At 44.4% G+C, this 25456-nt stretch carries 25 protein-coding genes; 8 read left to right on the top strand and 17 right to left on the bottom strand.

All coding sequences use genetic code 11. The annotated features are described in order from the left end of the window. Positions 1-174: 174 nt before the first annotated feature. Positions 175-444 carry a helix-turn-helix transcriptional regulator gene (locus QUB35_RS28920; RefSeq protein WP_015176288.1) on the top strand — a complete coding sequence of 90 codons (270 nt, stop codon included), beginning with the start codon at positions 175-177 and terminating at the stop codon, positions 442-444. Positions 445-483: 39 nt separating this feature from the next. Here the strand turns inward: QUB35_RS28920 and QUB35_RS28915 are convergent, their stop codons facing one another. After that, positions 484-690: a peptide chain release factor-like protein gene (locus QUB35_RS28915; RefSeq protein ID WP_333145082.1), complete on the bottom strand. Its 207-nt coding sequence runs from the start codon at positions 688-690 to the stop codon at positions 484-486. 109 nt (positions 691-799) lie between these two features. Here QUB35_RS28915 and QUB35_RS28910 point away from each other — a divergent pair, with 109 nt between their 5' ends. After that, complete coding sequence (locus QUB35_RS28910) at positions 800-1972, top strand: RNA-guided endonuclease InsQ/TnpB family protein (protein WP_445252055.1); 1173 nt, start codon at positions 800-802, stop codon at positions 1970-1972. On the opposite strand, the gene arfB is transcribed toward QUB35_RS28910, so the two are convergent. Together arfB and QUB35_RS28900 are read right to left on the bottom strand one after the other, a co-directional pair. Continuing rightward, the gene (gene arfB / locus QUB35_RS28905; RefSeq protein ID WP_445252054.1) at positions 1950-2240 is read right to left on the bottom strand and encodes an alternative ribosome rescue aminoacyl-tRNA hydrolase ArfB; all 291 of its coding nucleotides are present in this window, start codon (positions 2238-2240) and stop codon (positions 1950-1952) included. The genes QUB35_RS28910 and arfB overlap by 23 nt on opposite strands. A gap of 72 nt (positions 2241-2312) precedes the next feature. Further along, positions 2313-2792 carry a restriction endonuclease gene (locus QUB35_RS28900; protein WP_333145081.1) on the bottom strand — a complete coding sequence of 160 codons (480 nt, stop codon included), beginning with the start codon at positions 2790-2792 and terminating at the stop codon, positions 2313-2315. Positions 2793-3017: 225 nt separating this feature from the next. On the opposite strand from QUB35_RS28900, the gene QUB35_RS28895 reads away from it, so the two are divergent. Next, positions 3018-3215: a hypothetical protein gene (locus tag QUB35_RS28895; RefSeq protein WP_333145080.1), complete on the top strand. Its 198-nt coding sequence runs from the start codon at positions 3018-3020 to the stop codon at positions 3213-3215. Next, positions 3199-3453 carry a hypothetical protein gene (locus QUB35_RS28890; RefSeq protein ID WP_333145079.1) on the top strand — a complete coding sequence of 85 codons (255 nt, stop codon included), beginning with the start codon at positions 3199-3201 and terminating at the stop codon, positions 3451-3453. Before QUB35_RS28895 ends, QUB35_RS28890 begins: the two co-directional genes overlap by 17 nt. Positions 3454-3487: 34 nt before the next feature. Here the strand turns inward: QUB35_RS28890 and gnd are convergent, their stop codons facing one another. Beyond that, complete coding sequence (gene gnd / locus QUB35_RS28885) at positions 3488-4942, bottom strand: decarboxylating NADP(+)-dependent phosphogluconate dehydrogenase (RefSeq protein WP_333145078.1); 1455 nt, start codon at positions 4940-4942, stop codon at positions 3488-3490. Between the two features lie 293 nt (positions 4943-5235). Between gnd and QUB35_RS28880 the strand changes: the two genes are divergently transcribed. Next, positions 5236-5658, top strand: a complete 423-nt coding sequence (locus QUB35_RS28880; protein WP_333145077.1) for a hypothetical protein — start codon at positions 5236-5238, stop codon at positions 5656-5658. A 296-nt stretch (positions 5659-5954) separates the two neighbouring features. Here QUB35_RS28880 and QUB35_RS28875 read toward each other — a convergent pair whose 3' ends face one another. The 9 genes from QUB35_RS28875 to QUB35_RS28835 all read right to left on the bottom strand — a co-directional run bounded on the left by QUB35_RS28875 (position 5955) and on the right by QUB35_RS28835 (position 18765). Beyond that, positions 5955-6551, bottom strand: a complete 597-nt coding sequence (locus tag QUB35_RS28875; protein WP_333145076.1) for a Uma2 family endonuclease — start codon at positions 6549-6551, stop codon at positions 5955-5957. Positions 6552-6907: 356 nt separating this feature from the next. Then, on the bottom strand, positions 6908-7060 hold the full coding sequence (locus QUB35_RS28870; protein ID WP_333145075.1) for a hypothetical protein: 153 nt from the start codon (positions 7058-7060) through the stop codon (positions 6908-6910). A 95-nt stretch (positions 7061-7155) separates the two neighbouring features. Continuing rightward, complete coding sequence (locus tag QUB35_RS28865; protein WP_333145074.1) at positions 7156-9216, bottom strand: ATP-binding cassette domain-containing protein; 2061 nt, start codon at positions 9214-9216, stop codon at positions 7156-7158. Positions 9217-9370: 154 nt separating this feature from the next. Further along, entirely contained in the window at positions 9371-13480 is a 4110-nt protein-coding gene (locus tag QUB35_RS28860) for an Ig-like domain-containing protein (RefSeq protein WP_333145073.1), read from the bottom strand. A 170-nt stretch (positions 13481-13650) separates the two neighbouring features. After that, complete coding sequence (locus QUB35_RS28855) at positions 13651-14265, bottom strand: hypothetical protein (RefSeq protein ID WP_333145072.1); 615 nt, start codon at positions 14263-14265, stop codon at positions 13651-13653. Further along, positions 14262-15410: an AAA family ATPase gene (locus QUB35_RS28850; RefSeq protein ID WP_333145071.1), complete on the bottom strand. Its 1149-nt coding sequence runs from the start codon at positions 15408-15410 to the stop codon at positions 14262-14264. The genes QUB35_RS28855 and QUB35_RS28850 overlap by 4 nt, the downstream gene beginning before the upstream one ends. After that, entirely contained in the window at positions 15410-15781 is a 372-nt protein-coding gene (locus QUB35_RS28845; protein WP_333145070.1) for a DUF5615 family PIN-like protein, read from the bottom strand. The genes QUB35_RS28850 and QUB35_RS28845 overlap by 1 nt, the downstream gene beginning before the upstream one ends. After that, a complete protein-coding gene (locus QUB35_RS28840) occupies positions 15756-16100 on the bottom strand; it encodes a DUF433 domain-containing protein (RefSeq protein ID WP_333028145.1) in 345 nt (114 codons plus the stop codon). Before QUB35_RS28840 ends, QUB35_RS28845 begins: the two co-directional genes overlap by 26 nt. A 214-nt stretch (positions 16101-16314) precedes the next feature. Then, positions 16315-18765: a glycoside hydrolase family 31 protein gene (locus QUB35_RS28835; protein WP_333145069.1), complete on the bottom strand. Its 2451-nt coding sequence runs from the start codon at positions 18763-18765 to the stop codon at positions 16315-16317. 158 nt (positions 18766-18923) lie between these two features. Here QUB35_RS28835 and QUB35_RS28830 point away from each other — a divergent pair, with 158 nt between their 5' ends. Continuing rightward, on the top strand, positions 18924-19337 hold the full coding sequence (locus QUB35_RS28830; protein ID WP_333145068.1) for an element excision factor XisH family protein: 414 nt from the start codon (positions 18924-18926) through the stop codon (positions 19335-19337). Then, a complete protein-coding gene (locus tag QUB35_RS28825) occupies positions 19325-19660 on the top strand; it encodes a XisI protein (RefSeq protein ID WP_333102648.1) in 336 nt (111 codons plus the stop codon). The genes QUB35_RS28830 and QUB35_RS28825 overlap by 13 nt, the downstream gene beginning before the upstream one ends. A 328-nt stretch (positions 19661-19988) precedes the next feature. Here the strand turns inward: QUB35_RS28825 and QUB35_RS28820 are convergent, their stop codons facing one another. The 3 genes from QUB35_RS28820 to QUB35_RS28810 form a co-directional block, all read right to left on the bottom strand. Continuing rightward, positions 19989-20348, bottom strand: a complete 360-nt coding sequence (locus QUB35_RS28820) for a group 1 truncated hemoglobin (protein ID WP_333145067.1) — start codon at positions 20346-20348, stop codon at positions 19989-19991. 176 nt (positions 20349-20524) lie between these two features. After that, positions 20525-20683, bottom strand: a complete 159-nt coding sequence (locus tag QUB35_RS28815) for a hypothetical protein (protein WP_333145066.1) — start codon at positions 20681-20683, stop codon at positions 20525-20527. Positions 20684-20699: 16 nt separating this feature from the next. After that, entirely contained in the window at positions 20700-20918 is a 219-nt protein-coding gene (locus QUB35_RS28810) for a hypothetical protein (protein WP_333145065.1), read from the bottom strand. Positions 20919-21157: 239 nt separating this feature from the next. Here QUB35_RS28810 and QUB35_RS28805 point away from each other — a divergent pair, with 239 nt between their 5' ends. After that, positions 21158-21769: a 2OG-Fe(II) oxygenase gene (locus tag QUB35_RS28805; protein ID WP_333145064.1), complete on the top strand. Its 612-nt coding sequence runs from the start codon at positions 21158-21160 to the stop codon at positions 21767-21769. Positions 21770-22300: 531 nt separating this feature from the next. Here QUB35_RS28805 and QUB35_RS28800 read toward each other — a convergent pair. Further along, a partial coding sequence (locus QUB35_RS28800) for a WD40 repeat domain-containing protein (RefSeq protein WP_333145063.1) occupies positions 22301-25456 on the bottom strand: 3156 nt, incomplete at its 5' end.

The following is a 25456-nucleotide window of genomic DNA, read 5'->3' as shown; positions in this document are numbered from 1 at the left end:
AATACTAAGGGTATGCAGGCATAATGGGTAGAAACTACAAATAAGGCAGCTCGCTAAACCAAAGCGTTTCCACCGTCCGGCTAAAGGAGCCGCCTTTGTGTTGTCTCTATCTTTAACAAGGATACTTGTAAACAACTCGGTTGTCAACAAGTCTGCTTGTAAGTTTCCTATGATATGCCCCGAAAGAAACAAACTCAAGAGTCCAAAGATATACCAGCACTGCAAATCTTGCGGGAGGCTGTGGGTTTATCGCAAGCAGCTTTAGCAAAGCAAATTCCCGACAAAACGGGCGCAAAAACCCTAAGCCAACAAGCAATCAGTAACTGGGAGCGAGGACTAGACCAACCAGAACTCACCATTGCTCAAATGAAAGCTCTTTGCAAAGCTTTGGGAAAAACGCTTAACGATTTACCGAACGACTTAGGCCCACCAAATCCCGACTGACAACTAAAAAGTCAAAAAGCCCGATCGACCTTTCATCGATCAATCCGTAATTTTCGCTCTCATAGCTTTAATCTGCCCTCGCTTGGTTTTGCTGTCGAGACGCTTGCGCTGGGAACTACGAGTTGCTTTGCTGGGTTTGCGCGGTTTCGGTATGACGATCGCACTTTTAATGAGTTCTTGCAGCCGTCTCAAAGCCTCCTCCCGGTTTTGTTCCTGGCTGCGGTGTTCCTGAGCCTTGATGACCAAGGATCTGGGTGCAAGCCTCGCCCTTATAGGGCGACTTTAATTAAGACTTGTGAATAATCGAGTTAGCCCTTAGTCACGACACTATCATTAGGGCAGGAGGATAGAAAAAATGTTTAACTTAACTTACGAGTTCAAATTGAAACCAACCGCAGCACAAGTAGCCTTCTTTGAAGATTGGCTGGAACAGTGTCGCTGCGTCTATAACTACGCGCTAGCAGAGCGCAAGCATTGGTTTCAGTCTCGCAGTTGCCAAGTTAACGCTTGTTCTATCCGTTCTGAGTTCATCATTCGGGCCGAAACAAAGCGCCCAACTTATGCCAGTCAGTGCAAAAGCTTAACCGCAGCTAGGGCAAACATACCTGCTTTGTGTGCCGTCGCCGTACACGTTCTACAGCAAACCTTGAGAAGGCTTGAAAAAGCGTTCGTGAGTATGTGGGAGCAAAAGCACGGTTTCCCTCGTTTCAAAAAAGCGGGAGCAATGCGATCTTTTGTTTTTCCGCAACTGGGTGTCAATCCTGTCAACAACGGGGTACTAAAACTCCCTAAGATTGGGTTCGTTAAATTTCATCAATCGCGTCCTATCCCTGATGGCGCAAATATTAAGCAAGCGAGAATAGTTCGCAAGGCAAGTGGTTGGTACGTGATGCTAACCCTGCAATGGGATGTTTCCGTACCGTCAGTTATGCCACACGGTGAAGCGTTAGGCGTTGATGTTGGATTAACTAACTTCATAGCAACTTCCAATGGTCTTTTAGTTAAACGCCAAAAGTTTTTTGCTGATGCAGAGTGCAAGCTTAAATTGCTGCAAAAACGTGTCAGTAGGAAAAAGTTAGGCTCAAATAATTGGAAAAAAGCCCAGAAGAAAGTTGCCAAATTGCATGAGTACGTCGCTAACTGTAGAAAAGATTGGCACTGGAAATTGTCTCACCAACTCTGCAAAGACGTGGGGATGGTTTTTGTCGAGGACTTGAACCTGGTTGGTTTGTCTAAAGCTATGCTAGGAAAACATTGCTTGGATGCAAGCTGGGGACAGTTTTTTGCGATTTTAGAGCAAACCTGTTTTAAATACGGTGTGTATTTTCAAAAGGTAGATGCTCGTAAAACCAGCCAAATTTGTCCTAGTTGTGGTTTGGAGACAGGCAAGAAAGAACTGTCAGAGCGTATTCATTCATGTTCCAATTGTGGCTATACAACAGACCGAGATGTTGCAGCCGCACAAGTAGTTCTTATTCGAGGACTTGCAGCCGTAGGGCATACGGTCAAGATGCTTTCTTGCAAGTAAATTCGTCGGAATCCCTGCGAAGAAAGAATCCTCGTACCTGATAGTCGAGGAGTGTCAAAATCACACCTTCGGAGGTGATGCGCTGGTCGTTGATTTGCAACAAACGCTCCTTGTAGCGATCGGGCAATGAGGAAGCTGGGATATCAAAGCGCAAGTGAATCGCACTCGCGACCTTATTGACATTTTGCCCCCCCGCGCCTTGAGAGCGAATCGCACTAATCTCGATTTCGCGATCGTCTATGAACACTGTATTAGAAATTTGTAGCATGATTGAGCAGTGAGATTAAATATACCGGGAAAGCAGTGCATCTTTTATATATAACTTACTTTGGTAGATAAGTTATTTACTACAATTCTTAGCTATCAGGATGAATTCCATGAGTCTTTTTCTATCCCATAATTCTATGTCGTTAGATTCAGCAAGGTTGTAAGCATTTTTTGTAAATCTGTTGTTGGTGATTACTATGGCTTTATTTCCTTTGTAATATCTAACCGCTCCTGCTACTTCTTGAACTGCTTTAATACCAACTGGTCTTTTGGTTCTTTTTGCTTGAACCACCGTTCTTGAGCCATCTTTGTACAAAATTAGATCGGCTCCATAATCTTGACTATGTTTAGTTAAATTAACAATATAACCACAGTTAATAAAATGGAAAGCTAGAAATTTTTCAAACTCTTTGCCAGTCATTTCATCTACTTCCAGAATACCACTGTCTGATAAACATTTTCTTGGCTCTTCTTCTTTCCAGGTATCTACCCATTCCCAAATCATATTTACCGCAGCGAAAACGATAGCGGCTACTAATATAAAATCTAACATAAGATTATATTTAGTTTAAAGAAGTATTTACGAGCGTACCCGATTTACTCAGTATAGTTATCTACCCATATCACAAGCACATTGTGATCTTAATTACTGATTATCTAGGGAAACTCTGAATTTATGAGAATTGATAATAGGTGCAGGGATACAATCAATGATAACTGAAATTTTTGTCATCAATGGGTGATACAATAGCCAATTGGCTCAACTACACATCGACCTATGCCATCATCAGGAGTCCAATACTTAATTATCAATGCCCTGGAAACTCTCGACTTGCTGATCTGGAGAATATATGATGAAGAAAAAGGCTTTTGGTACATCGAAACCCCTAGTCGAGCGTTACCAAGGGCTGCTATACTACAAAGTGGCGAGATTGTTCGTATAGACGAGCTTGAAGACTATGACGAAACCGCATGATATTAGAAGAGAGCAAGACCGCAGATTAGGAGAATTAATGGCGATCGCACGTCAGCGATTCCTCGATGCAGGCGGCGATCCTCGACACCCGCCATCAGGTATAAAAGGCGATGATTACATGACAGACGCAGAAAGACAAGAAGCACTGACGATCGCCCGATCGCTCTTTAACGACGAATATATTAAAACCTATCTCCAAAACAAACGTCAAAACAATTTGCAACCCCAGAATAATTAGTAAGGTGCGCCGAAACGCACCCTACAAAAATTAATTAGTCGGTAGTACCAGTTTGCAGCGACTCTTTAGCAGTCTGCGTCCACTCAGAGTGGAAGAATTCACCGCGCGGTTTGTCGGTGCGTTCGTAGGTGTGAGCCCCAAAATAATCACGCTGAGCTTGCGTGAGGTTTTGTGGCAATCTTTCGCGTCGGTAGCTATCAAAATAGTCCAGCGAGGCGCTAAATGCTGGCACTGCAATCCCCAGTTGGCAAGCAGTAGCTAACACGTCTCGCCAAGCCGATTGGCGATCGAGAATGCTCTGTTTGAACTCCGGCGCTAACAGCAAATTCGGCAACGTGGGATCGTCCTTGAAAGCTGTTTTAATCTTGTCCAAAAATCCAGCCCGAATAATACAACCACCCTTCCAAATTCGGGAAATTTCGCTCAAACTCAAGTCATAGTTGTACGACTTCGATGCCGCGCTCAACAGCGCCATGCCTTGCGCGTAGGAGCAAATCTTCGAGCAGTAAAGCGCATCCCGGACTTTGTTCACAAACTCTTTAGTATCGCCTTCGTACTTGCCGCTAGGCCCGGTTAGTTCTTGGGAAGCTTTGATGCGCTCGTCTTTGTAAGAAGACATGATTCTGGCATTCACAGCAGCAATAATTGTGGGAATGCTCACGCCCAATTCCAAAGCACTCATTACCGTCCAGCGGCCGGTACCTTTTTGACCGGCTGCGTCCATAATTACCTCAACTAAGGGTTGCTTAGTTTCCGGGTCGTTGTACTTGAAAATGTTAGCCGTAATTTCAATCAAAAACGAGTTGAGTTCGTCTGTGGTATTCCATTCGGCAAAAACTTCCTGCAACTGCTTGCCGTCCAATCCACCAACGTTTTTGAGCAAATCGTAGGCTTCAGCAATGAGCTGCATATCCCCGTACTCAATGCCGTTGTGAACCATCTTCACGTAGTGACCAGCGCCACCAGGGCCGATGAAAGTCACGCAGGGGCCGTCATCTACTTGAGCAGCAATTTTGGTGAGAATTGGCTCTAGTAGGCCGTAAGCTGTTTGCGTGCCACCGGGCATCAAGCTAGCACCATTCAGCGCGCCTTCTTCGCCGCCGCTGATGCCCATGCCGACAAATCCCAGTCCCATCGATTCTAAATCTTTGGTGCGGCGTTCGGTGTCGTCGTAGAGCGAGTTGCCACCGTCAATAATCATGTCGCCCGGTGACAGCATGGGTTTGAGCTGGTCGATGACGGCATCTACGGGTTTCCCAGCTTGCACCATGACTAAGATTCGGCGCGGGGTTTCTAGGGCATCGACGAATTCTGTCAGAGTCTTGGCGGCTACAATGTTCTTGCCGGGGGCGCGTAGGGCCATGAAGTCGTCGGTTTTAGCTGCTGTGCGGTTGTACACAGCCACGGAGAAGCCTCTGCTTTCGACGTTGAGGGCGAGGTTCTCGCCCATCACTGCTAGACCGATTAAACCAAAATTTTGCTTTGTCATGCTAATAACCCGCTGGTTGTTCCCGCTTGAGGATTGATTTGCGAGAGAGGAAAGCGAGGCGGGGTGTAGCGCTTTCCGGTGGACTAAAAGTATTGGACAATAGACCTAGGAGGTTTAGGTTTATTTTTATATTCTCAGAATTGCTGTTTGGTAAATCAGTAGGGTTTTTTTAAGATTTAAGGGATATTAATGACGCGGGCAGGTGATGATAAGGCAGGTATTATGTCGATCGCGGTAACGGTAGATACAAACAAGCGGACATTTTGAGGAAAATTTAGGAGACTGTTGTAACTATGGAAGATTTGCAGTATCTCGCGGCCTGGGTGAAGGAGCAACACGCTCGCGAGTATATTTTGACTTGGCTGCTGAGTCAACAGGGGCTGTGGTGGTCTGATGGGGATATTTATCAGGCCGTTTTGCAAAAGTCGGGAAAGCTTTTGAAAGCTTATGTCCAAAAAAGGCAAGCGGGAGAGTTATTTGAGGGAATTTCTGAGAAGTTGGTGGGAGATGATAATTGGGATGATTTGGTGCTGAGTTTAGGGCGAATTGTTGCTGTTTATCAAGAGGAATTGCTGAAGCTGCAAGAGCGCGATCGCCGGGGGGATGGGCTAAAAAAAAATTTGATTAGCCAACCGTTGACTGGAGATCCTTTGCCGCTTTTGGAGGTGCAGCAAGCTTTGCCCGATCCTTATGCGGATACTCTAACGGGGAGATAATTGCTCATCATTTTTGTGGATGGAGGCTCATCTCAGAAACCGGGTTTCTTCCCTTATTTCTCGTACTCAACCAAAAATTGTCGCAGAAATCCGGTTTTTCGCCACGCAGTGAATCCCAGAAACCGGGTTTCTTCCTATATCTCTCGTACTCAACCAAAAATTGTCGCAGAAACCCGGTTTCTCGCCACGCAGTGAATCCCAGAAACCGGGTTTCTTCCTATATCTCTCGTACTCAACCAAAAATTGTCGCAGAAACCCGGTTTCTTGCCAACCAACTAAAGAAAATGGAGCGAGATTCAAGGATTGAGAATAGGTGTAATATCTAGAAGAAATCCGGGAAGTACATCTTCACCCGAAAGTGTAGGCGGTTGGTCAAAAGAGAAATTAATCACTTCTGCTACCTCTTCAGACAACCGATAGATTTCTACTAAAGGCGTTTGCGGGTCAATTAGCCAACCTAAGCGACAGCCGTTAGTTCGATAATACCGCATTTTAGCCCGCAATGTTTCTAGGGAATCAGTTTGGGAACGCAATTCTATTACAAAGTCCGGGCACAGGGGAGGAAATTTGCGCTTATCTTCTGCGGATAATGCTTCCCAACGTTCTAGGAGTACCCAAGCAGCATCAGGGGAACGCTTCGCACCGTTGGGTAATTGAAAGACAGTGGAAGAGTCAAAGACTTTTCCCAATCGAGTCTGACGATTCCACAAATTTAGGTCTGTAGTCAAATCCGAATTTCTGATGCCGCTTTCGCCGCCTGTTGGAGGCATAATAATTAGTTCTCCTTCGGGGGTTTGTTCTAATCGCCACTCTTCATTAGCGATGGACAATTGATAAAATTGTTCGTCGGTTAAAGCGACGGATGCAGGTAGGTTGAGGGTTATAGTTTCCATCGTTGATATTATCGCCAACTAGGTTGGTTTTATTATAACTCGCACTTTCTGACAATTTTCTCAAAAATATCGCACGCTCAGAAACCGGGTTTCTTCCGATATTTCTCGTGCGAGGCGGAAAATTGTGGCAGAAACCCGGTTTCTCGCCACGCAGCTAATCCCCGGAACCGGGTTTCTTCCGATATTTATCGTACTCCACTGAAAATTGTCGCAGAAACTCGGTTTATCGCCACCTAACGAGAGAAATTAGATCGCAAATCCGCGATAATTGATCGCAATCACCAGCGCCAAATTCCCCATGCTAACCCACAAGTCCGCCGGGGGTTGAAAACCCCCGTCTCATAGCAAAAGTCCTCTCAAAGAGGACTGAAAGACACATTTTTGAACAAGCATTGCAATATCTCCCCAGTCGGTTGAAACTGAGATGTTGCACCATTCTCAATAAGCTTTTTATGAACAGGCTTTTCGGCCTGTTCCACAACAAAATTCACTCTTTGTGGAACGGGCATCTTGCCTGTTCTTGAGAATGGTGCAAGATGTGAGTTGAAACCGACTTTCGCTATGAGACAGGGGTTTTAACCCCTGGCGGACTGTTGGTTTAACTCTAAATATAGCTGCTAGCTTGACGGGTGAACATTGAATAGTAAATTTCGCCCAATTCGATCAATTCGTCGTGAGTTCCTATTTCTGCTATTTTACCGTTTTCCATCACGGCGATACGATCGGCAATTTTTGCTAATCCCAATCTGTGACTGATTACTATTGTTGTTTTCCCGGCGGCTATTTGGCGGAAGATGCTGTAAATTTCGTGTTCTGTCTTGGGGTCTAGGGCGGCGGTTGGTTCGTCAAAAATTAGCACTTCGGCTGTAGAAAGCCGCATTAAGGCGCGGGCGATCGCAATTCTTTGCCACTGTCCCCCCGATAAGTCTATGCCGTCTTCTAATTGTTTCCCCAACGGTGTCTCTAAACCTGCGGAAAGACTATTGACTTTTTCGCGAATTCCTGCTTCGGAAATAGCTTCGTTAATTGCGCTGTCATCTGACAGTGAAAGCAAGTCGCCGAAACCGACGTTTTCGCGAACTGTGGAGGGGAAACGGGCGTAATCTTGCATGACGACGGCGATGCGCGATCGCACGTATGCTAGAGAGTACGATCGCAAATCTTTGCCGTTCCAGGCGATCGTACCACTTGTCGGGTCGTACAGGCGGCCGAGGAGTTTGCCAAGAGTGGTTTTACCCGCGCCATTTTCACCAACAAGCACTAGCATTTCACCCGGATTAATCGTTAAATTGATATCTTCAACCGTGCTTTTATTGCTACCGGGATAGCAGAAAGATAGATGCTTAATCTCGATGCCAATTTTATCTTTTGTGGGACGGGCATCTTGCCCGTGACTTGGTAATGGAGTTGTGGGACGGGCATCTTGCCCGTGACTTGGTAATGGAGTTGTGGGACGGGCATCTTGCCCGTGACTTGGTAATTGACTTGTGGGACGGGCATCTTGCCCGTGACTTGGTAATTGACTTGTGGGACGGGCATCTTGCCCGTGACTTGGTAATGGAGTTGTGGGACGGGCATCTTGCCCGTGACTTGGTAAACTAGGCAGGCGAGATGCCACATCCCCAAGCGGAGACTGCAATTCTGGCTTGAGTTCCAAAAGTTGAAAAATCGGACTAACGCTGAGTGAGATATCGTACAAATTAGTAGAAGTGCTAATCAGCATCTGCAAACTTTGCTTTACTTGGACAATCAAACCAGAATAGAGTGCTAAATCGCCCAAAGTATAGCGGCCACCCAAAGCTCCCATTACTACATAAATAAATGGCAAAGCTACTCCGATTCTACTAAACATCGACCAGAAAAGTACAACAAAAGCTCCTTTTTTTCGGATTTGCTGCATCTCGCTAAAAAATTGCAAAAACTGACCCTGCCAGCGTTGTAGCCAAAGTTCTTGCAACCCAAACAAACGCAATTCTTTAGCATATTCTTCGCCCGTCAAGACTCTAGCGGATAAGTTCATTTCGCGGCTGATTTTAGCTTGCTTTCTTTGAACTCTCCAGATGATTCTGCTATATTTTCTTTGGGTATAAATTGAGGGAAATGAGGAGATTAACATCAGCAATGGCACCCACCAAGCTATTGCAGCAGCAAGGCCTATCGATGGGATAAATATAAAAATTCCCGTGATAGTCATGCTGATGGTAAAGGCTAGTTGCTGTATTTTGGATACTCCGGTTTTGGCTAGTTCTACAATATTTAATAGTTCGGGGTTTTCAAAGAGGGCAATATCGTCGAAATTGGCCACTTTTTCGAGGACTTTTCCTTCGACAAAGCCTTGAACGCGATCGCGCAGAGATGTCGCGACAAAAGAGTTCATTGTGTCTAGGGCATCACCGACTAACTTGAGACTTAAGACTCCGCCAATACTCCACAGCAATATTGGCCGGGAAAGCATCAAAGCAAGGGGCTGTGCTGTTTGGGTTTGCGACAGCAACCGAGATACTTCATCAATGATTAATTTATCTAAAAATAGCACTGCCGATGGGGCAGCACCGCTGATAATGTTGAGTATTATTAAATGGCGGAGTTCAATTGGTGCGGCTTTGATTATCAGACCCAAGCTGCGCCACAGAGCTTGGAATGTGGTAATTTGGATCGGTTGCATAGTTTGTGGGTAGGTGTCGGGTGTACTCATCCCCGGATGATATATTATAACAAGCGATAAATTTTCGCCTGACGCACCTACAGATTACTTGAGTTAGTTTACTCTGCTAATCCAACTATTTTGTTGAGCAATTAAAAAATTATTCATCTCTCAATTATTCGGACATTTTTTGATTTTCATTTGTTTGTTCTAAATTAGACATTTCACTTGGTAAAGCAGCAATATTTAGTTGTGATATTTCTTCTGACATTTCTTTAATTGCTTCTATTACAGCGTCCTTGTCTGTAATTTCACGACTTTGATGACGTTTCTTCCTGCCACAAATAGCAACTTTCACAGTAAGCTTATAGCGATTAGAACAATAATTTGTATCTTCATCCTCATTGATTATGTCTTCATCCTCATTGATTATGTCTTCATCCTCATTGATACTATAACCATTGTAAAAAATCGAGTTCTTGTTAAACCCATGAACACTATTATTCTCAGAATTATCGTCATTTAAATTATCCTCTAAATCTATAGAATCCCAAGGATCATTAGTATTGTCAGCTAAATCATTGTCAGCTAAATAATCTTCTAAAGCTACACAATTCAAATGAATTCGATTGGTATTATCATCTAAATCATCGTTATCTAAATCATCGTTATCTAAATCATCGTTATCTAAATCATCGTTATCTAAATCATTGTCATCTAAATCATCGTTACCTAAATCATCGTCATCTAAATCATTGTCATCTAAATCATTGTCATCTAAATCATTGTCATCTAAATCATTGTTATCATCATCTTGTTCATCATCCCTATCAACTGTCTCTGTAGGTGCAGGATTGGGTAGAAGTGTTAATCGTGGCAGTGTTAATTTCTGATGCTCAACTATATTTATAAATGCAGAACTACAAATCTCTCCAAAATTGCCAGTTATTGTAACTTGACCGATACTTTTTCCAGCAATAAATTTACCATCTGAATTTATCTTGCCACTTGTTGCACGCCAGATGATATTTCCAGGCATCATCAGATTCCCTTGCTGATCAAATCCTTTCGCACTAAAAGTTAAATTCTGATTAAGCTTAAGTTGTACTTCTTTAGGATAAATTTCTAATCGTCTCAATACAGGAACTACAACAACTTCAACAGAAGCACTAATTTTAGCTGCATTAATAAATAGTTGACCCGCCAAGTCGAGAATCCGAGCGACAATATTAAAGATGTTTTTGTGTAACCAGGCATCTATATCAAAACCAAGAATATCGGTTGCTTCATTTGTCGAATCTGTTTCTATATTTTCGGCTTTTTCTGTTTGTTCACCAGTCGTAAAATTAGTTTTTACAAGCTCGACAGCCGATTTGAGTATGAAATTATTTTGGGTAAAATTAACAAATGAAAATACACGATATAAAAGCCTCATGTATATTCCCAAGATTAAGAGTTTAGCCCTTACCCCAGATTCCGATATTTCAGTAACATTAGCTGTTACCTTAAATGTACCTTTCGCATTACTAGCGGCAGTAAAATTACCGCTTTGGTCAATTTTTCCACCTGTTGTTTCCCAAGATATTTTTCCAGTATCTATTCGATTGCCATATTGGTCTATGCCTATTGCTGTAAATTTTTGGCATTCATCAGGCTGAAGTTTTACTATTTTTTGAGGAGAAATTTCTAATCGTCTTAAAACTGGGAGTAACGTAACTTTAACTGATTGACTAATTCCTTTAACTGTCGCAGTAACCGTAACTTCTCGCTTTTTATAACCTCCTATAAAAGTTCCATTGCCGTTAATTCTTCCCCCTTCGGTACATTTCCAATGTACTTGATTAATCTGTATTGGTTCATCTTCTCGATCGAATCCGATCGCATCAAAAGTGAAATTCTCTTCAGGTTTAAGTGCTACTTCATTCGGAAAAATCGATAAATATCTCAATATAGAAACTACTTGAATATCAGCAAAAGCACTGATATTGTATTCAGTTGCTGTTGCAGTTACTCTAAACTTACCTTTAGCATTGCTTCCAGCTACAAAATTGCCATTTTGGTCAATTTTTCCACCTTCGCTACTTGTTGACCAACTAATTTCTCCAGTTTGTATGTTGTTACCATACTGATCTAAGCCTTTAACTTCAAACTGAAAGCTCTGGTTAAACTCTAATTGAGGTATTGAGGATGTAATAATTAGTTCTGCTAGCCTCGGAGGTTCAATAATCGTAATTGGGATAACTCGACGAATTGAACTGACTGAAGCGATAACTTCAAAGTTTCCTTGCTTATTGACAGCTATAAAATAGCCAGTTTGGTCAATTATTCCACCTCCGCCACTTGTTGACCAAGTAATTTTCCCAGTTTGTATGCTGTCACCATACTGATCTACTCCTTTAACTTGAAACTGAAAACTCTGCCCAAACTCTAATTCAGATGTTGACGATATAATAATTAGTTCTGTTAGCTTCGGAGGTTCAATAATCGTAATTGGGATAATTCGACGAATTGAACTAACTGAAGCGATAATTTCAAATTTACCTCGATCGCTTCCAGCTACAAAATTGCCATTTTGATCGATCGTTCCACCTCCGCTTACTTCCCACAATACAGTTTCCGGCATGGGATTTCTGCGTTGATCTAAAACTTGTGCTGTAAATTGTTGCGTTTTACCAAACTCTAAAGTAATCCTAGAAGGAGTAACAGAAATCTCAGTGATTCTAGGGGGCTGAATAATAGTAATTGTGACAGAAGTCTCAAAAATTCCTATCTTTGCTTTAACTTCAAATCTTCCTTCCCGTTCACCTGCTGTAAATAAACCTTGTTTGATTTTACCGCCAGTAGTTTCCCATTCAACATCTTTATCGTTAAGGTTGATATCTCTATTATTCTGGTCTAAACCTTGGACAGTAAAATATTGAACTTGACCACAAGTGAGTGCTTGGGAAATTTCATGAATAACAATCTTGCTTAATTTTGGATAAGAACATCCCTTAATAGCATGAAGTGGTTTTCCTGTTTGTGGTTCCAATAATGTTACCCAATCTTTCCCTGCAACAGCAAGAGTTTTTCCATTAGGACTAACTGCTACAGAGCTAATAAAATCAGGCTGCTCTGGTAAAGTGTAGATGACTTTATTATAATTATATCTTAAATCAAAGATTTTAATTTCTCTGGAAACACCTACTACAAGTATATTTTGATTGATATTACAACCTAGAGAATTAATTGATTGATTATTTGGGTAAGTCTTGGTGCATTCTAAATTTTGAAGAGGTAGTACAGAAACACCTCCATTATCTGCTGCGGCAACAATAATTCTACCTAATACCCAAGCCCCTACAGCTATAGGCCCTCCTAATGAAAACCCTGCGACAGTAGCTGCTACATCTACTAAACCTTTACCCAAAGCTGAACCTGATTGATTTGAAGATTGTTCTCCAGATTTTGATTGCCAAAATTTTACAACACCATCACGACTGCCACTAATTAAGGTTGTGTTGTCTGAAGTAATAATTAAAGATTGAATCCAAGCTGAATGTCCTTCAATACTGCGTATGAGTTTACCGCTATCCAAATTCCATAAGGTAATTTTATTATTAGTGCTTCCACAAGCGATAACTTTTCCATCATGGCTAATACATAAGCTCAAAACAGAAGATAGTTCCTTTGGATCTTGTAGAGTTTCATTTAATTTCCCAGTATTTAAGTCCCATATTTTGATGGTTTTGTTGGTGCTACCACTAACAATGGTTTTTCCATCGGGAGCGATCGCAACAGCAGTAACCCAACTAGAATGCCAACTTAGATCGATTAATGTATGAATAAGCTGCCCTGTTTTTAAATTCCATACCTTAATATTTTTATCTGCACTTCCGCTAACCAAGGTATTGCCATCAGGACTAATAGCCACAGACAAAACCCAGTGCAAATCTCCTTCAATACTACGAATTATTCCCCCAGTTTGCAAATCCCATACCCAAATCTTTTTCCAACTCCCTCCTACTAAAATAGTATTATCTGGACTTATTGCTAGACAAGTAATAATATCTGTTGGGCAAGTTGTTAAGCTTTCAGGTGTATTTTCCCTCAAGCAACAACTATCACCACGAAAAACTCTGTAGGCAAATTGTTTAACTCTGTCTGATTGATCTTTGATAGACTGTTCAATCAATAGTTCTAAACCTTGTTGACCATAATTGAGAGTTTCTGATAAAGCAGCAAGTCTTTCTTGCTCACTTTCACTAGATAACTGCTTCTTAACTTCTTCAATTCTTGTAGACATTCTATTTCTCTCCCAATCATTCACTTTCTGATTTTTTGGCAGCGACAAGCAACAAATTAGCTAGGTGATAGGGTTCTAGCATAAATGTGGTAATAATAAAATTTCATGTATATTATAACAGATTATGAGTTAATCATAGTAGATGATGATAACATAATTTCTCTTTCTCCTCAATTTTCCCAGGTTGGTTGAAAATTTATGAGTGCATTCATAGCTCGTTCCAAACTGGGGGAATTAGTCTGTGCTGACGCAACCTGCCAACTTTGATTGACAAACTCGATCAGTTGACCGTTGTAGTCTTTACCAATTTTAGCCGTACTATTAGGAGCGGGGACGATCGCCTCCCGCAGATTTCGCTTCTTTGACTTTTTAGCCAAATTGATTAAAAGCTGCTTGGGGTCAGGAATTCGATCCGCGTCGCCAGGAGGAATCAAGTCTACTGAAATACCCAGAAATTCGGCAAATGCCGATCGATGTGCAAGTAACCACGCTTCCACTTCTTTAACAGCAATCCGAAACAGCAGATTAGGATGTTTTGGTTGAGTTAACCACTCCGAAATAATTACTAGCGGGCATTCTGCATTATCCAAATCAGTTAATACTAAGTATGGCATTCCCTTGGCCGCATAATTTAATCCAGAAATAATCTTTTTAATTTTGCCATATCCTCTCTGATTCAAGCACTGTCCCACTGAAAAGGGACGTTGAGACTGTTTGAGCATTTGTTTAAGAACTGCTTCACTCAGTACATCCTCAAACACTAGATTGATGGGAATATCTGTCATTTGAATAAACTGAGTTGTTCGATCGCGGGCGGTGCTGTCAGAGGAAGTGCAGCATCAGCTATGCTTAAACCTCCTTCTAATAGCATTTTGATTTGTTCATTACTTGAAGCAAGTTTTACCTGAGTTCCTTCAGGAGTCGGTGTCATAAGCAGCACCTCTTCGCCGCCAATGCCTTTGTCTGAGAGCAAATCAGCACTATGGGTACTAAGAATAACCTGTCGCTTTCTCGGACGCTGAAGGCGATAAATCAGAGAGGGTAGATTGCTAACAATCGCCGAATTTAAGGAAAGTTCTGGTTCTTCTAATAACAATAATGAATCGGATTCTAACAGTGACCAGAGTAAACCAATTAACCGTAACGTTCCGTCAGAAAATTGGTCTTCCCGTTGTTTTCCTGCTCCGGGCCGCCAATGTTCGTAAACCGCTTCCAAATGCGGAACCCCCATCACATCTTTGGTATCTGTGAGGTTTTTCAATTGTGGGACAGCCAGCTTTAAAGCATCTTCAATTTTTTTTAATCGCGATTTTCTGGTTTTTTCGGGAGTTTTAGCAACTCGCTCTAAAAAAGTTCTCCCAAAAGGATCTTCGGAAAGTCCAGGGGTAGCAAAAGCTTCGGGATGGCGGACTAACTGAGGAATTAAATGTAAATATAAAATCGCTTCTAAAAATTTAGGAATTTCTCTAAATTCTGCATTGGCATTAATTTGCTCTAAATAAGTCTGGGTGAGACGTAGCTCATCGTTGTCATCTTCTTGAGTAGGGCGATTGACAATTTGCTCCTCGCCTTTCCAAACTCGTTCGTAGGCAACAATCGGCTCATTTTTCCCCCCTTTTCTCTGTTTAATTCCCAGCCCATACCTCCATAATGGCTGTTGGGCATTAGATTCGGAAAGGTGAATTTCTATTTCTACATCTGGATAACGGCGCGCATAAAGACTGCGAATTTTTGAGACGCCACCTCGATCGCTCACGGCTTTCTGCAATCCGCCTCCTGCTTTAGCCAGATCCCGCAAAAAGCGCAATGAATCGAGAAAGTTTGACTTACCACAAGCATTAGGGCCTACCACAAAAACGCGATCGCGCAAATCAACATTCACTGACTGAAAATTGCGCCAATTTTTCAGAGCTATATGGGAGATAATCATTAAACCTCTTTAGTGATAGGTAGATGAATAATTTGGTCTTGATATTCATTGATAAAAGAACATTCAGCAATCAAAATTAATTCATCGATGTTTTGCCCTATACTTAAATTCGCATTTAAAATAAATATCCCAGGGATATGACGATTGGCTTGCAAATGATCGTTTAAGTGAACGGGCATGGATTTGCGGTTATTCGTGACTAGGATAAAGTCATATTTTTCACACCATTCTAAAATTTCCGGGTCTTTAGTTCCTTTTGCTGGTATGGAAGGTTCGCCAATGACCCGAATAATTAATCCTACTTGTTTGCTCCGAATTTGATTAGGATAAATCGGGTCAATATTTTCATCCATGAGATACTTGAGTGCCATTTTTTTTATTTCTTTCTTCCTTGATTTTTTGGAGCCTGACCGAAGCTGGATGAGGGTTTAATTCTTGAGCTTTTCGCTGTTCGTGCGACCATTCGAGCCAGTCTGCGATGTATTTATCTAAGGCAGCTTTATTGTTCAAATAATACAAAATTGTCGCATAAACTTGATCGAGGGTCAAAGTGTAAAAGTGTTTTAAAATTTCCTCTGGTGAACGTTGCTGATAAATATATTCATAGAGGATGCTTTCTATTCCTACTCTTGTGCCTTTTACTCGAATGTCATCATCGGCTAAAAACTCAAAATATTCTTCTATTAGCATGGTTTATTTATCCATCTGTTGATTCTTGTTGAGCGGGAGCGTCTCGCTTGCAAGGTACAAGCTCCCACTCTTATGATAACTGATTAACTGGACATGATAGAACATCCACAGGGCAATTTTCTCGACCTTCCCAGACTCTATGTTTCCTGCTGTCATCGCCGCCATCTCAAAACTCAACCCCACAGACAGGCAATATTCCATCCTTATCCCTACATTATCCAAATGTCAAACGCCGCACCGTACCATCATCTGTAGATCGCTGTTCGCCAACGCCAACAACTTCCACAATAACTTCGCGTTCTGATATCAAAAATTGACCCTCCCGCGCGGCAATTTCAACGATGATTTTGTCCCCTTCCAAATACACGTTGTAATTAGTCGTAGCCCAGACACCTTTTTCGTGTTCAAAACTGTGTCCGTCGTCCTCATAAAGCGTCCATTCACCGCTTCCGGGCCAAATTCGCATTTTTAATGACTCAAGCGGTTCTTCGCTGACAAATTGCCTCACAGGTGCGATCGCAATTATGCCCCCGCCCCGCACGTAAAGCGGCATTCTCTCCAAAGGTGCATAAGCTAAAATGTGCGTCGGGCCCTGATAGCATTCGCCCGTCCACCAATCGTACCAAGTACCCTCCGGCAAATACACGGCGCGATGCTCAACTCCCGGGCGGTAAACAGGTGCAGCCATCAGCGACGGGCCGAGCAATACTTGATCGTAAAGGTGATAAGTTGCCCGATCGCGCGGAAAGTGATAAAGTAGCGGTCGCAAAATCGGCGTTCCCGTCGTCGCAGCTTCCCAAAACAACGTGTAAATATAAGGCAACAACTGATAGCGCAAATTGATGTATTCGCGGCAAATCTTCTCAGTGCGATCGCCAAAAACCCACGGTTCGTGCTGCGCCGTACTCATCGCCGAATGACCGCGCATCAAGGGATACAGCATCCCCACCTGCATCCACCGCGCGAACAGTTCAGCGGTTGCATTCCCCGCAAAACCGCCGATGTCGCAACCGACAAACGCCACGCCGGAAAGCCCCATATTGCAAAGCATTGGTAGGGACATTTCTAAGTGTTCCCACTGCGATTGATTGTCGCCCATCCACACCGAGGAGTAACGCTGAACGCCCGCAAAACCCGATCGCGTCAGCACAAAAGATCGATCGCCCGATCGCACTTTTTGCAACCCCTCAGCACAAGCTTTCGCCATCATCAATCCATACAAATTGTGCGTTTCCGCGTGGGTAGCGCGATCGGATTCCGGGCCTTGCGGTGCATCCAGGGGAAAGCTGATGTGTTCGCCGCCGTCACCAAAAGGCCGTTCTGCGATCGCAGGTTCGTTCATGTCGTTCCAAATCCCCGCAATCCCAACATCTGTCAGCGTTTTGTGCAATTCGCCCCACCACTGCCGCACCTCCGGCCGCAGGAAGTCGGGAAACACCGCTTTGTCCGGCCAAACGTAACCGTGGAATAGCTTTCCCTCTGCGGTGCGGACGAAATAGTCATTCTCCACACCGCGATCGAATATTTCATAATCTGCTTCCGGTTCGTACTTGACACCGGGATCGACAATCGTGACAACCTTAAAACCCGCTGCTTTCAAGTCTGCGATCAGTTTCGCGGGATCGGGGAAACGCTTCGGGCTCCAGGTAAAAACGCGGTAGCCGCGCATATAGTCGATGTCGAGGTGGATGACATCGCAGGGAATCGCCCGATCGCGAAATTCCTTCGCCAACTCGCGCACAATGTCCTCGGATTCGTAGCTCCAGCGGCATTGGTGGTATCCCAGCGCCCATTTTGGCGGAAGCGGCATCCGGCCGGTTAACTGGGTGTAGGTGGCGATAATTTGGGCGGGTTCCGGGCCGTAAATGATGTAGTAGTCGAGTTCCGGGCCTCTGGTTTCCATCCGCAAAACCCCCGGTTGTTCCGCGCCGATATCGAATTGACTCCAAAATGTCGTGTTGAAGAAAATGCCGTAAGCGCGATCGGGATTCAGGGCGATGTAAAATGCGATCGCCTGGTACATTTCATCGGTGAGGGAATTGTAGTCAAGGGAGTCGGTTGTCCAGTTTGTCTTGACTTCGGAGAGTTTGTCGAGAAACCCGGTACGTTCGCCGAAACCGTAGAAGTGTTCGTCTGCTTCGATGCGTTTCCAGCCTGCGGTTGCGCCTGCGCGCCATCCCATACTAGGATCGCAGTCGCTAGCAAAGGGTTTTCCCGATTTGTCAAAGCATTCGATGGAAGTGCGATCGCGCTTGACTGAAATCGTTATTTGTGATGTTTCAATTTCTATTTTTTCGTCTGTTTCTCGCACTTCAAATGGTATAATTTCCCACTCTTCGTCAGGGACAGTTATTGAGTACGATCGGCTTTCAACCCCCCCTTGCCCCCCCTTACTAAGGGGGGGTTGGTCTATAATTTCTTCCTCCCCCTTGTAGGGGCGGTGCCCCCGTGCCCGCCCTAGTTGGGGGGGGTTTGGGGACATTCGCACTCTGATTAAATTCGGTGCGAGGATGCTGATATTTAGGGAGGAATTGGTACAGTTGAAGTGAATTGTGCGTGAAGCGCAGCTATCCCGTAGGGAATCGGTTTTATCGATCGATTGTACAGAGCCAATAATTGACCAAGGCTGTTCGGTTGTTTGGAGTTTTCCGAAGTATTGCGGCATACACTCTGACTCGAAATATTATCGATTTTGCTATGAGCAGTTAAGGGTTGTCATCTGGCAAAAGGCTGAACTATAGCCAAACTGAGTATTCCCCACCCGTAGCCAGGGTATAATGGGCGACAAGGAGCCGACATTAAGTTGGATGAGGTACTCTGAAGATGGCTAAAGACATTTACCACAATACGGTGAGAACGGCTCTAGAAAATGATGGTTGGACGATTACTAACGATCCCTTAACCTTGAAGATAGGAGGACGCTCGGCTTATATAGATTTGGGTGCACAGAAGTTATTGGCAGCAGAGAAAGAAGGTCAGCGGATTGCAGTGGAGGTGAAAAGCTTTATCGGCCCATCACCCGTACATGATTTGGAGCAGGCGCTAGGTCAATACATCATGTATTCACAAGTTTTGGAGCGGCAGAATTCGGCGCGTTTGTTGTACTTAGCCATTCCAGAAAGCGTGTTTTTAGATTTTTTTTCAGAGGAGCTGCCACAATTAATGGTTGAAATCAATCACTTAAACTTGCTAATTTTTGATGCGAACACAGCGGAGGTTAGAAGATGGATAACTTAGAGTTTTATCGGCAAACGATCGAGACCATTTTAAGAAAGTATGCAGAAATTCCCTATTCTTTTGGAGAAATCGATCAGCACTTAATTGTCGATCGCGATCGCAATCACTTTATGCTGTTTGATGTGGGTTGGCAGCAAAAACGGCGAGTGCATGGATGTATAACTCACGTCCAAATTATTGATGACAAAATTTGGATTCAACGCGATGGCATTGAGGATGGGATTACAAATGAGCTAGTCGAAGCCGGGATTGGGAAAGATCAGATTGTCTTGGGGTTTCAACCGCCCAACGCCCGCCCTCATACCGGATATGCGGTGGCATGATGTTGCCGGCGATAGAGTTAAAAACCTGTACTTCACCGAAGAAACAATCAGCGTCGCTCTCATGGATGGCCGAACAATTACTGTACTTTACTAAATCTACTTAAGCTGTTACGCATTTAAAATAGTATTGTAGGGTGCCACGGGCCGCAGCGTTTTTCTTGCCTAATAAGTGAGCGAGCTGACGCACCTTACAGGCTACTTCCTTCGCCTCTTCGGGGTTCATTATATCCGGCAAAAAACAAAGTGGAGCTTTCGCTGCACAATTACGAAATCTCCACTTTCATCACTATTCTAGTGGCTGCAAAAACCCTCTTGCCCTCACTCGATTTTACTTGTACAAAACAGCCTCTTTCAAAGTCCCGATTTTACCTAGCGCTTCATCGAGATCCTCTTGGGAGGCGCCGTGGGCAACTATTGCATCTGTCAAATGCTTCACAATTGCATCAAAGTGTTCAGGCTGTAGATTCAAACCTGCGTGTGCTTTCTCCATTGAACGGCCTGAGTATTGCTTGGGGCCGCCGAGGGCATAAGAGATAAAAGCAGTTTGATGGCGGCGCTGCTTTTCCATATCTGTATGATCGAAGAAATGGCTCACTATCTCGTCAGCCAAAACATCGCGGTAAAAATCATCCACCATCTCTTTAATGGCTGGCTCTCCACCCATTTTTTCGTACAATGTTGTTGCCATATCGTTTCAGCGAGTTATTTTTTTCCCTTACTCTTTAATTATAGCTGGCAGCTTGGCTTTTTTCCACTATGAAATGTTAATTTAATCTGAAATAATTACTTAGTAACTGTTGCGACTGCTGGTATTTTTTAGACCACATTCTCTAATTGTAAACTTTATTAACGTTCGATCGCCAGTTAGATAGGGAGCATCTCATATTTGTAAAAATACTTCTTCTGGCTCCTTCCTTCTTCTGGCTCCTTCCTTCTTCTGGCTCCTTCCTTCTTCCTCTTTCCTTCTGCCTCCTGCCTCCTGCCTCCTGCCTCAAAACTCCAATTTCTAGCGGAGGGCTGCAAAGGTGAGATGCTCCCGTTAGATATTGTCGATCGCCCTCCCAGCATTTTGACCTAATGCACGGATTGCTTTTTTTAGCAAGATGTTTCCTATACACCACCAACACGCATCTGTTTTCCAGCTAGCAAACTCAAGAAATCGGTGATAAAACAGAGGCCGGATGCGATCGCCCAAATTAGGCTCGCCCCTGCAATTGGACAAGTTAAAATAAATGGGCGATCGGCTGCCCAGCGGCATCATGTATAAGCGAATTGCAAATATAATCGAATCACAACGACGATCGCCTGTATACTGATATTCTGCCGTTGCTAGTCGGTTTTGATACTTCCGGGCGATCGCCCGCAGTTAAGAAAAACCTTTAACTTAAGTACGCGGACACAAATAAACATTATTATGTCATTGCGCGGAACGAAGCAATCCCAAGTCTGAGCGATTGCTGCATTTCTATCTGCTGTTTCCTTAAACTTTGATGATTTTTGAGTGCCTTGAAATACTATAGCCAACATCCGAACGCTTTCTCGATCGACTACCTCAACGACTTGCGAGGAGCAATTCTAGCCTCCCCTTATCTAGCAATCAACAACCTCAATCGCGATTTCATTGGCACAAAAGGGTTTTCCGTGGTGTTTCAACGTGCGGAAATCGCCGAAGTAGAACGGCGGTTCCCTTTGTTCAAACCCTATCTAGACCAAGCATTACAGCCTGAATGCAATGCTTTTTACCTCAACCCTTTGTTGCTGGGTGAAGGTTCCCGCGTCGATCCGCATATCGATCGATCTTTGCGATCGTACTGCAAAACAGTTGAACCTCCCGCAGCCGTCAGCGTTTTGTACGTACAAGTACCGCCGAACTTGCAAGGGGGAGAATTGATACTGCGGCGTAACAAACAGCAAGTCGGGCAGATTAAGCCGCAAGCCAACTCGCTGGTGTATTTTCAAGGAGATTTGACTCACTCTGTCAACGCTGTTAAAAGTACCGGAACTCGTTTGAGTTTGGTTTGCGAACAGTACAGTTTGAGCGAAACAGAACTGCAAGATATTCCAGGATTTACAGTGGAATCTAGGGCCGTGAAAGCAAAAATTAAGTAATGTTTATTATGTCAAAATAATAGCATTCTTGACAATTCCCAGGTCTTCCCAAAAAGGAATTACTGTCAAACTATCTACAAAACAAACTTAAATACCCAGATATATCTTGGGCGCTTGTTTATACCAGTAAAAAAAGAATGCCACTGTAGGGCGGTGAATCAAACCCTTAGTTCATTAGTCGTTGCCAATTCTTTAATCTCAGGCCTTACGCAACAGTCACAAGACTTTTAGGTATGTGGTTGCGCTCGACTCGCTCTTAGGATATCAAATAGTGCTGAAGCGCAACAAGATACCTTTGTTTAATGTGCCAGTTGTGTAAGTCCCAATACGCTTGGGTTAACACTGTTAATTCCCCGGAGATCCCCCTCGCATACCCCCTACTCCCCCTGATTGTTGGGGAGTAGGGGTTGACTTTGAGCAACTTCTTGTCCCCCCCTTTGTAGGGGCGGTGCGACCCCTACTCCCCGTGCCCGCCCTCTTGGTTAGGGGGGATCGATCTTAACTGAACCGTATTGGTGTAAGTCATGTTTTTTAAGGATTGCATATTTCTGCGATCGCTTTTTCTTCGGGATGATTAGCAATATAATTGCTCAGCCATTGGCAACTCAGTTTCATTAAACTATCTACATCAAGTTCCAAATTCCAGATCCTTAAAGTAGAATCATCGCTGGCAGAAACAAGAGTTTTGCCGTCGGGACTGATGTTAACGTCATTAACTTGATCGCTATGTCCCTCAAAAGTTTGTAGGGGCACCGCCTCCAATCCAGTTTTGCTGTCTGCTACATTCCACAGTTTAATTGTGCGATCGAAACTTGCAGATGCTAAAATTTTGCCGTCGGGACTGAAACTAATGCTTTTTACCCAGCTTCCGTGTCCTCGGATAGTTTTGATTTCGGTGTCTGTTTCTGCATTCCACAATTTAATGGTGCTGTCATCGCAGGCGGATGCTAAGATTTTGCCGTCGGGACTGAAACGCAGGCTGGTAATTCGGCTGTTATGGGCTTTCACAATCTTTCTTGGCGTAGATTCTAAATTATTTAAATCCCAGAAAAATATTGTGCGATCGTTCCCTGCGGATGCTAAAGTTTTGCCATCGGGACTGAAGGTGACGCTTCTAACTCTTTCGAGATGTCCTTTGAAGGTTTTGATTTTTGCACCGCTTTCTAGATGCCACAATTTAACAGTTTTATCGGTTCCTGCTGATGCTAAGATTTTACCGTCGGGACTGAAAACAACGCTGTCAATTCCCCTCTGATGTCCTGAAAGAGTTTTGATTTCGGTGCCGGTTTCTAGGTTCCACAATTTAATAGTTTTATCGCTTCCTGCGGATGCTAAAATTTTGCCGTCAGGGGCGAAACTGACGCTGGTGACGGCACCTTGATGTCCGAGAAAAGTTTTGATTTCGCGGCCGTTTTGTGCATTCCACAATTTAACAGTGCGATCGCTGCTACCGGAGGCAACAGTTTTGCCGTCGGGCGAGAAACTCGCACTGAAAACCTGACGGCGGTGACTTTCCAGAACTTTCGGTTCGATGCCGGTGAGGTTCCAGAGTCGTACCGTGCGATCGGTACCTGCCGTTGCCAAAGTGCGGCCGTCGGGACTGAAACTAAGGCTGGCAACCCTGCCACTGTGTCCTTTGAGCGTTTGCGGCTCGATGTCTCCTAACTGCGATAAATTCCACAATTTGACGGTGCTGTCTTCGCTAGCGGTAGCCAGAGTTGGGCGGAGGCTGCCTCTGGGACTGAATTTGACGTTCCAGACTTGCCTGCTGTGGGCTTGCAGGGTTTTGAGGAGAGTCAGGTTTTTGACATCCCACAGCTTGACTAAACCGTCTTCACCAGCGGATGCGAGGGTTTTGCCGTCGTCGGAGAAACTAACACTTCTGACAGCATTGGTATGGCCCGTCAGCGTTGCGATTTCCGTTCCGTCTGCTGGATTCCAAAGTTTGACAGTGCGATCGCTACCCGAAGATGCGATCGCCAACCCGTCGGGCGAAAAAGTGACGCTTGTTGCCCAGCCCCTATGCCCAGTAAAGGTTTGGAGCAAAGTGCCGTCTGCTGGATTCCAGAGTTTGACAGTGCCGTCGGAACCCGAAGATGCGATCGCCAACCCGTCGGGAGCAAAACTGACTCCTCTCACCCAGCCCCTATGCCCCGTAAGCGTTCTAATTTGTGTGCCGTTTTCGATGTTCCAGAGTTTGATAGTAGCATCGTCGCTAGCAGATGCGATCGTCTTGCCGTCAGGTGAGAAACTGACAGTCCAAACGTTGTCTCCGTGTCCGGTGAGCGTTCTGAGCAAGATGCCGTCTGGGTTCCAGAGTTTGACGGTATCGTCTTCGCTAGCGGATGCGAGGATTTTGCCATCGGGCGAGAAAACGACGTTTCTGACGTTAGCTTGGTGGCCAAGGAGTTGATCGCGCTCTCGGATGCTGTAAATTGCTTGTTGGAGGGCGATGGATACTTGCATCTTAGTTTCGGATTTTGCCGGACTCAATGCCTCTAATTTTTTAAGTTTATGTGCTGCAAGCAGTGCTTCGATCAGTGCTGGAAAAGGGTTTGAGGCTAAAGTTGTCTTTGACGACAAACTTTCGAGGACTATTTTGGTTTCTGCGAGTTCTCGATCGGCTTTAATTACTTGCAATTGTACGGCGATAGCTGCTGCTAAAGATATCCCTAAAATTGTCGAGCCGATCGCAATTATTTTTCTAGCTTGTTTTTTAGCTAACGTTAACTCTGTTTTAGCTTGATGCTGGGCCAGACTTAAAGTTTCATTAGCTTGTGTCAATATTTGACTTTCCTCAGCTTGCAGTGCAAAAGCCAATTCAACTTCTCGCTTTTCCAAATCCTGAGCCGCCGCTAAAAAGCGGTAATCGAGATGGCTTAAACTTTGATATTTTGCCCATTCCAAAGCTTCTTGCAGCGCCTGACCCCGCAGCAGCCGCGAATCATCCTCAAAATTGGCAGCATTCCAAGCATTAAAACTTTCCGAATAAGGTCGCAGCTTTCCCAACTGTTTTTCCACCCATTCAAGATTGAAAACTTCGGCATAAATTCGGTTATAAACTTTTAGTTTTCCCTGTTGTTGCACCACTAAACCTGACAGTCGCAATTCTGTTTGTTCGGGACTGCCATCAGCAAGAACCCCCCCCAGCCCCCCCTTGCTAAGGGGGGGAGTAAGAGTGGCTATTTCTTGCTCTCCCAGGGGTGAAGCAGCAGCATTTAGCCCCCCCTTAGCAAGGGGGGCTGTTTCATTCTCAGAAAAACCAGGGTTTTGTAGGGGCGGTGCCCCCGTGCCCGCCCAGCCGATAGACGATCGGGTAGGGGTTTCAGATATCGGGGCAACCACGGGGGGATTGCCCCTACAAGAGAATGAAACAGCCCTGCCCTTAGCCAGGGGGGGTTGGGGGGGGTGCGCGGATTCCAAAATTTGCTGGTAAAGCCCCAATAACTGCCCCGCTTTTTGCTGATTTCTCAAAAGTCGATCGCGAATAGTTTTCAAATGTTCAGGCTCATCCTGAGACTCCCAATTCTCCACAACCCGCAACCTCACCAACCCCTCAACTCCCTCCTCCTCTTCCTCTGTGGAACAGGCATCCTGCCTGTCTGTGGTGGTGGAACAGGCATCCTGCCTGTCTGTGGTGGTGGAACAGGCATCCTGCCTGTCTGTGGTGGTGGAACAGGCATCCTG

Origin of the sequence: Microcoleus sp. B13-B6 (assembly GCF_036705405.1) — a bacterium.
Taxonomy (GTDB): Bacteria; Cyanobacteriota; Cyanobacteriia; order Cyanobacteriales; family Microcoleaceae; genus Microcoleus.
This window is presented reverse-complemented; position numbering and strand designations above follow the sequence as displayed.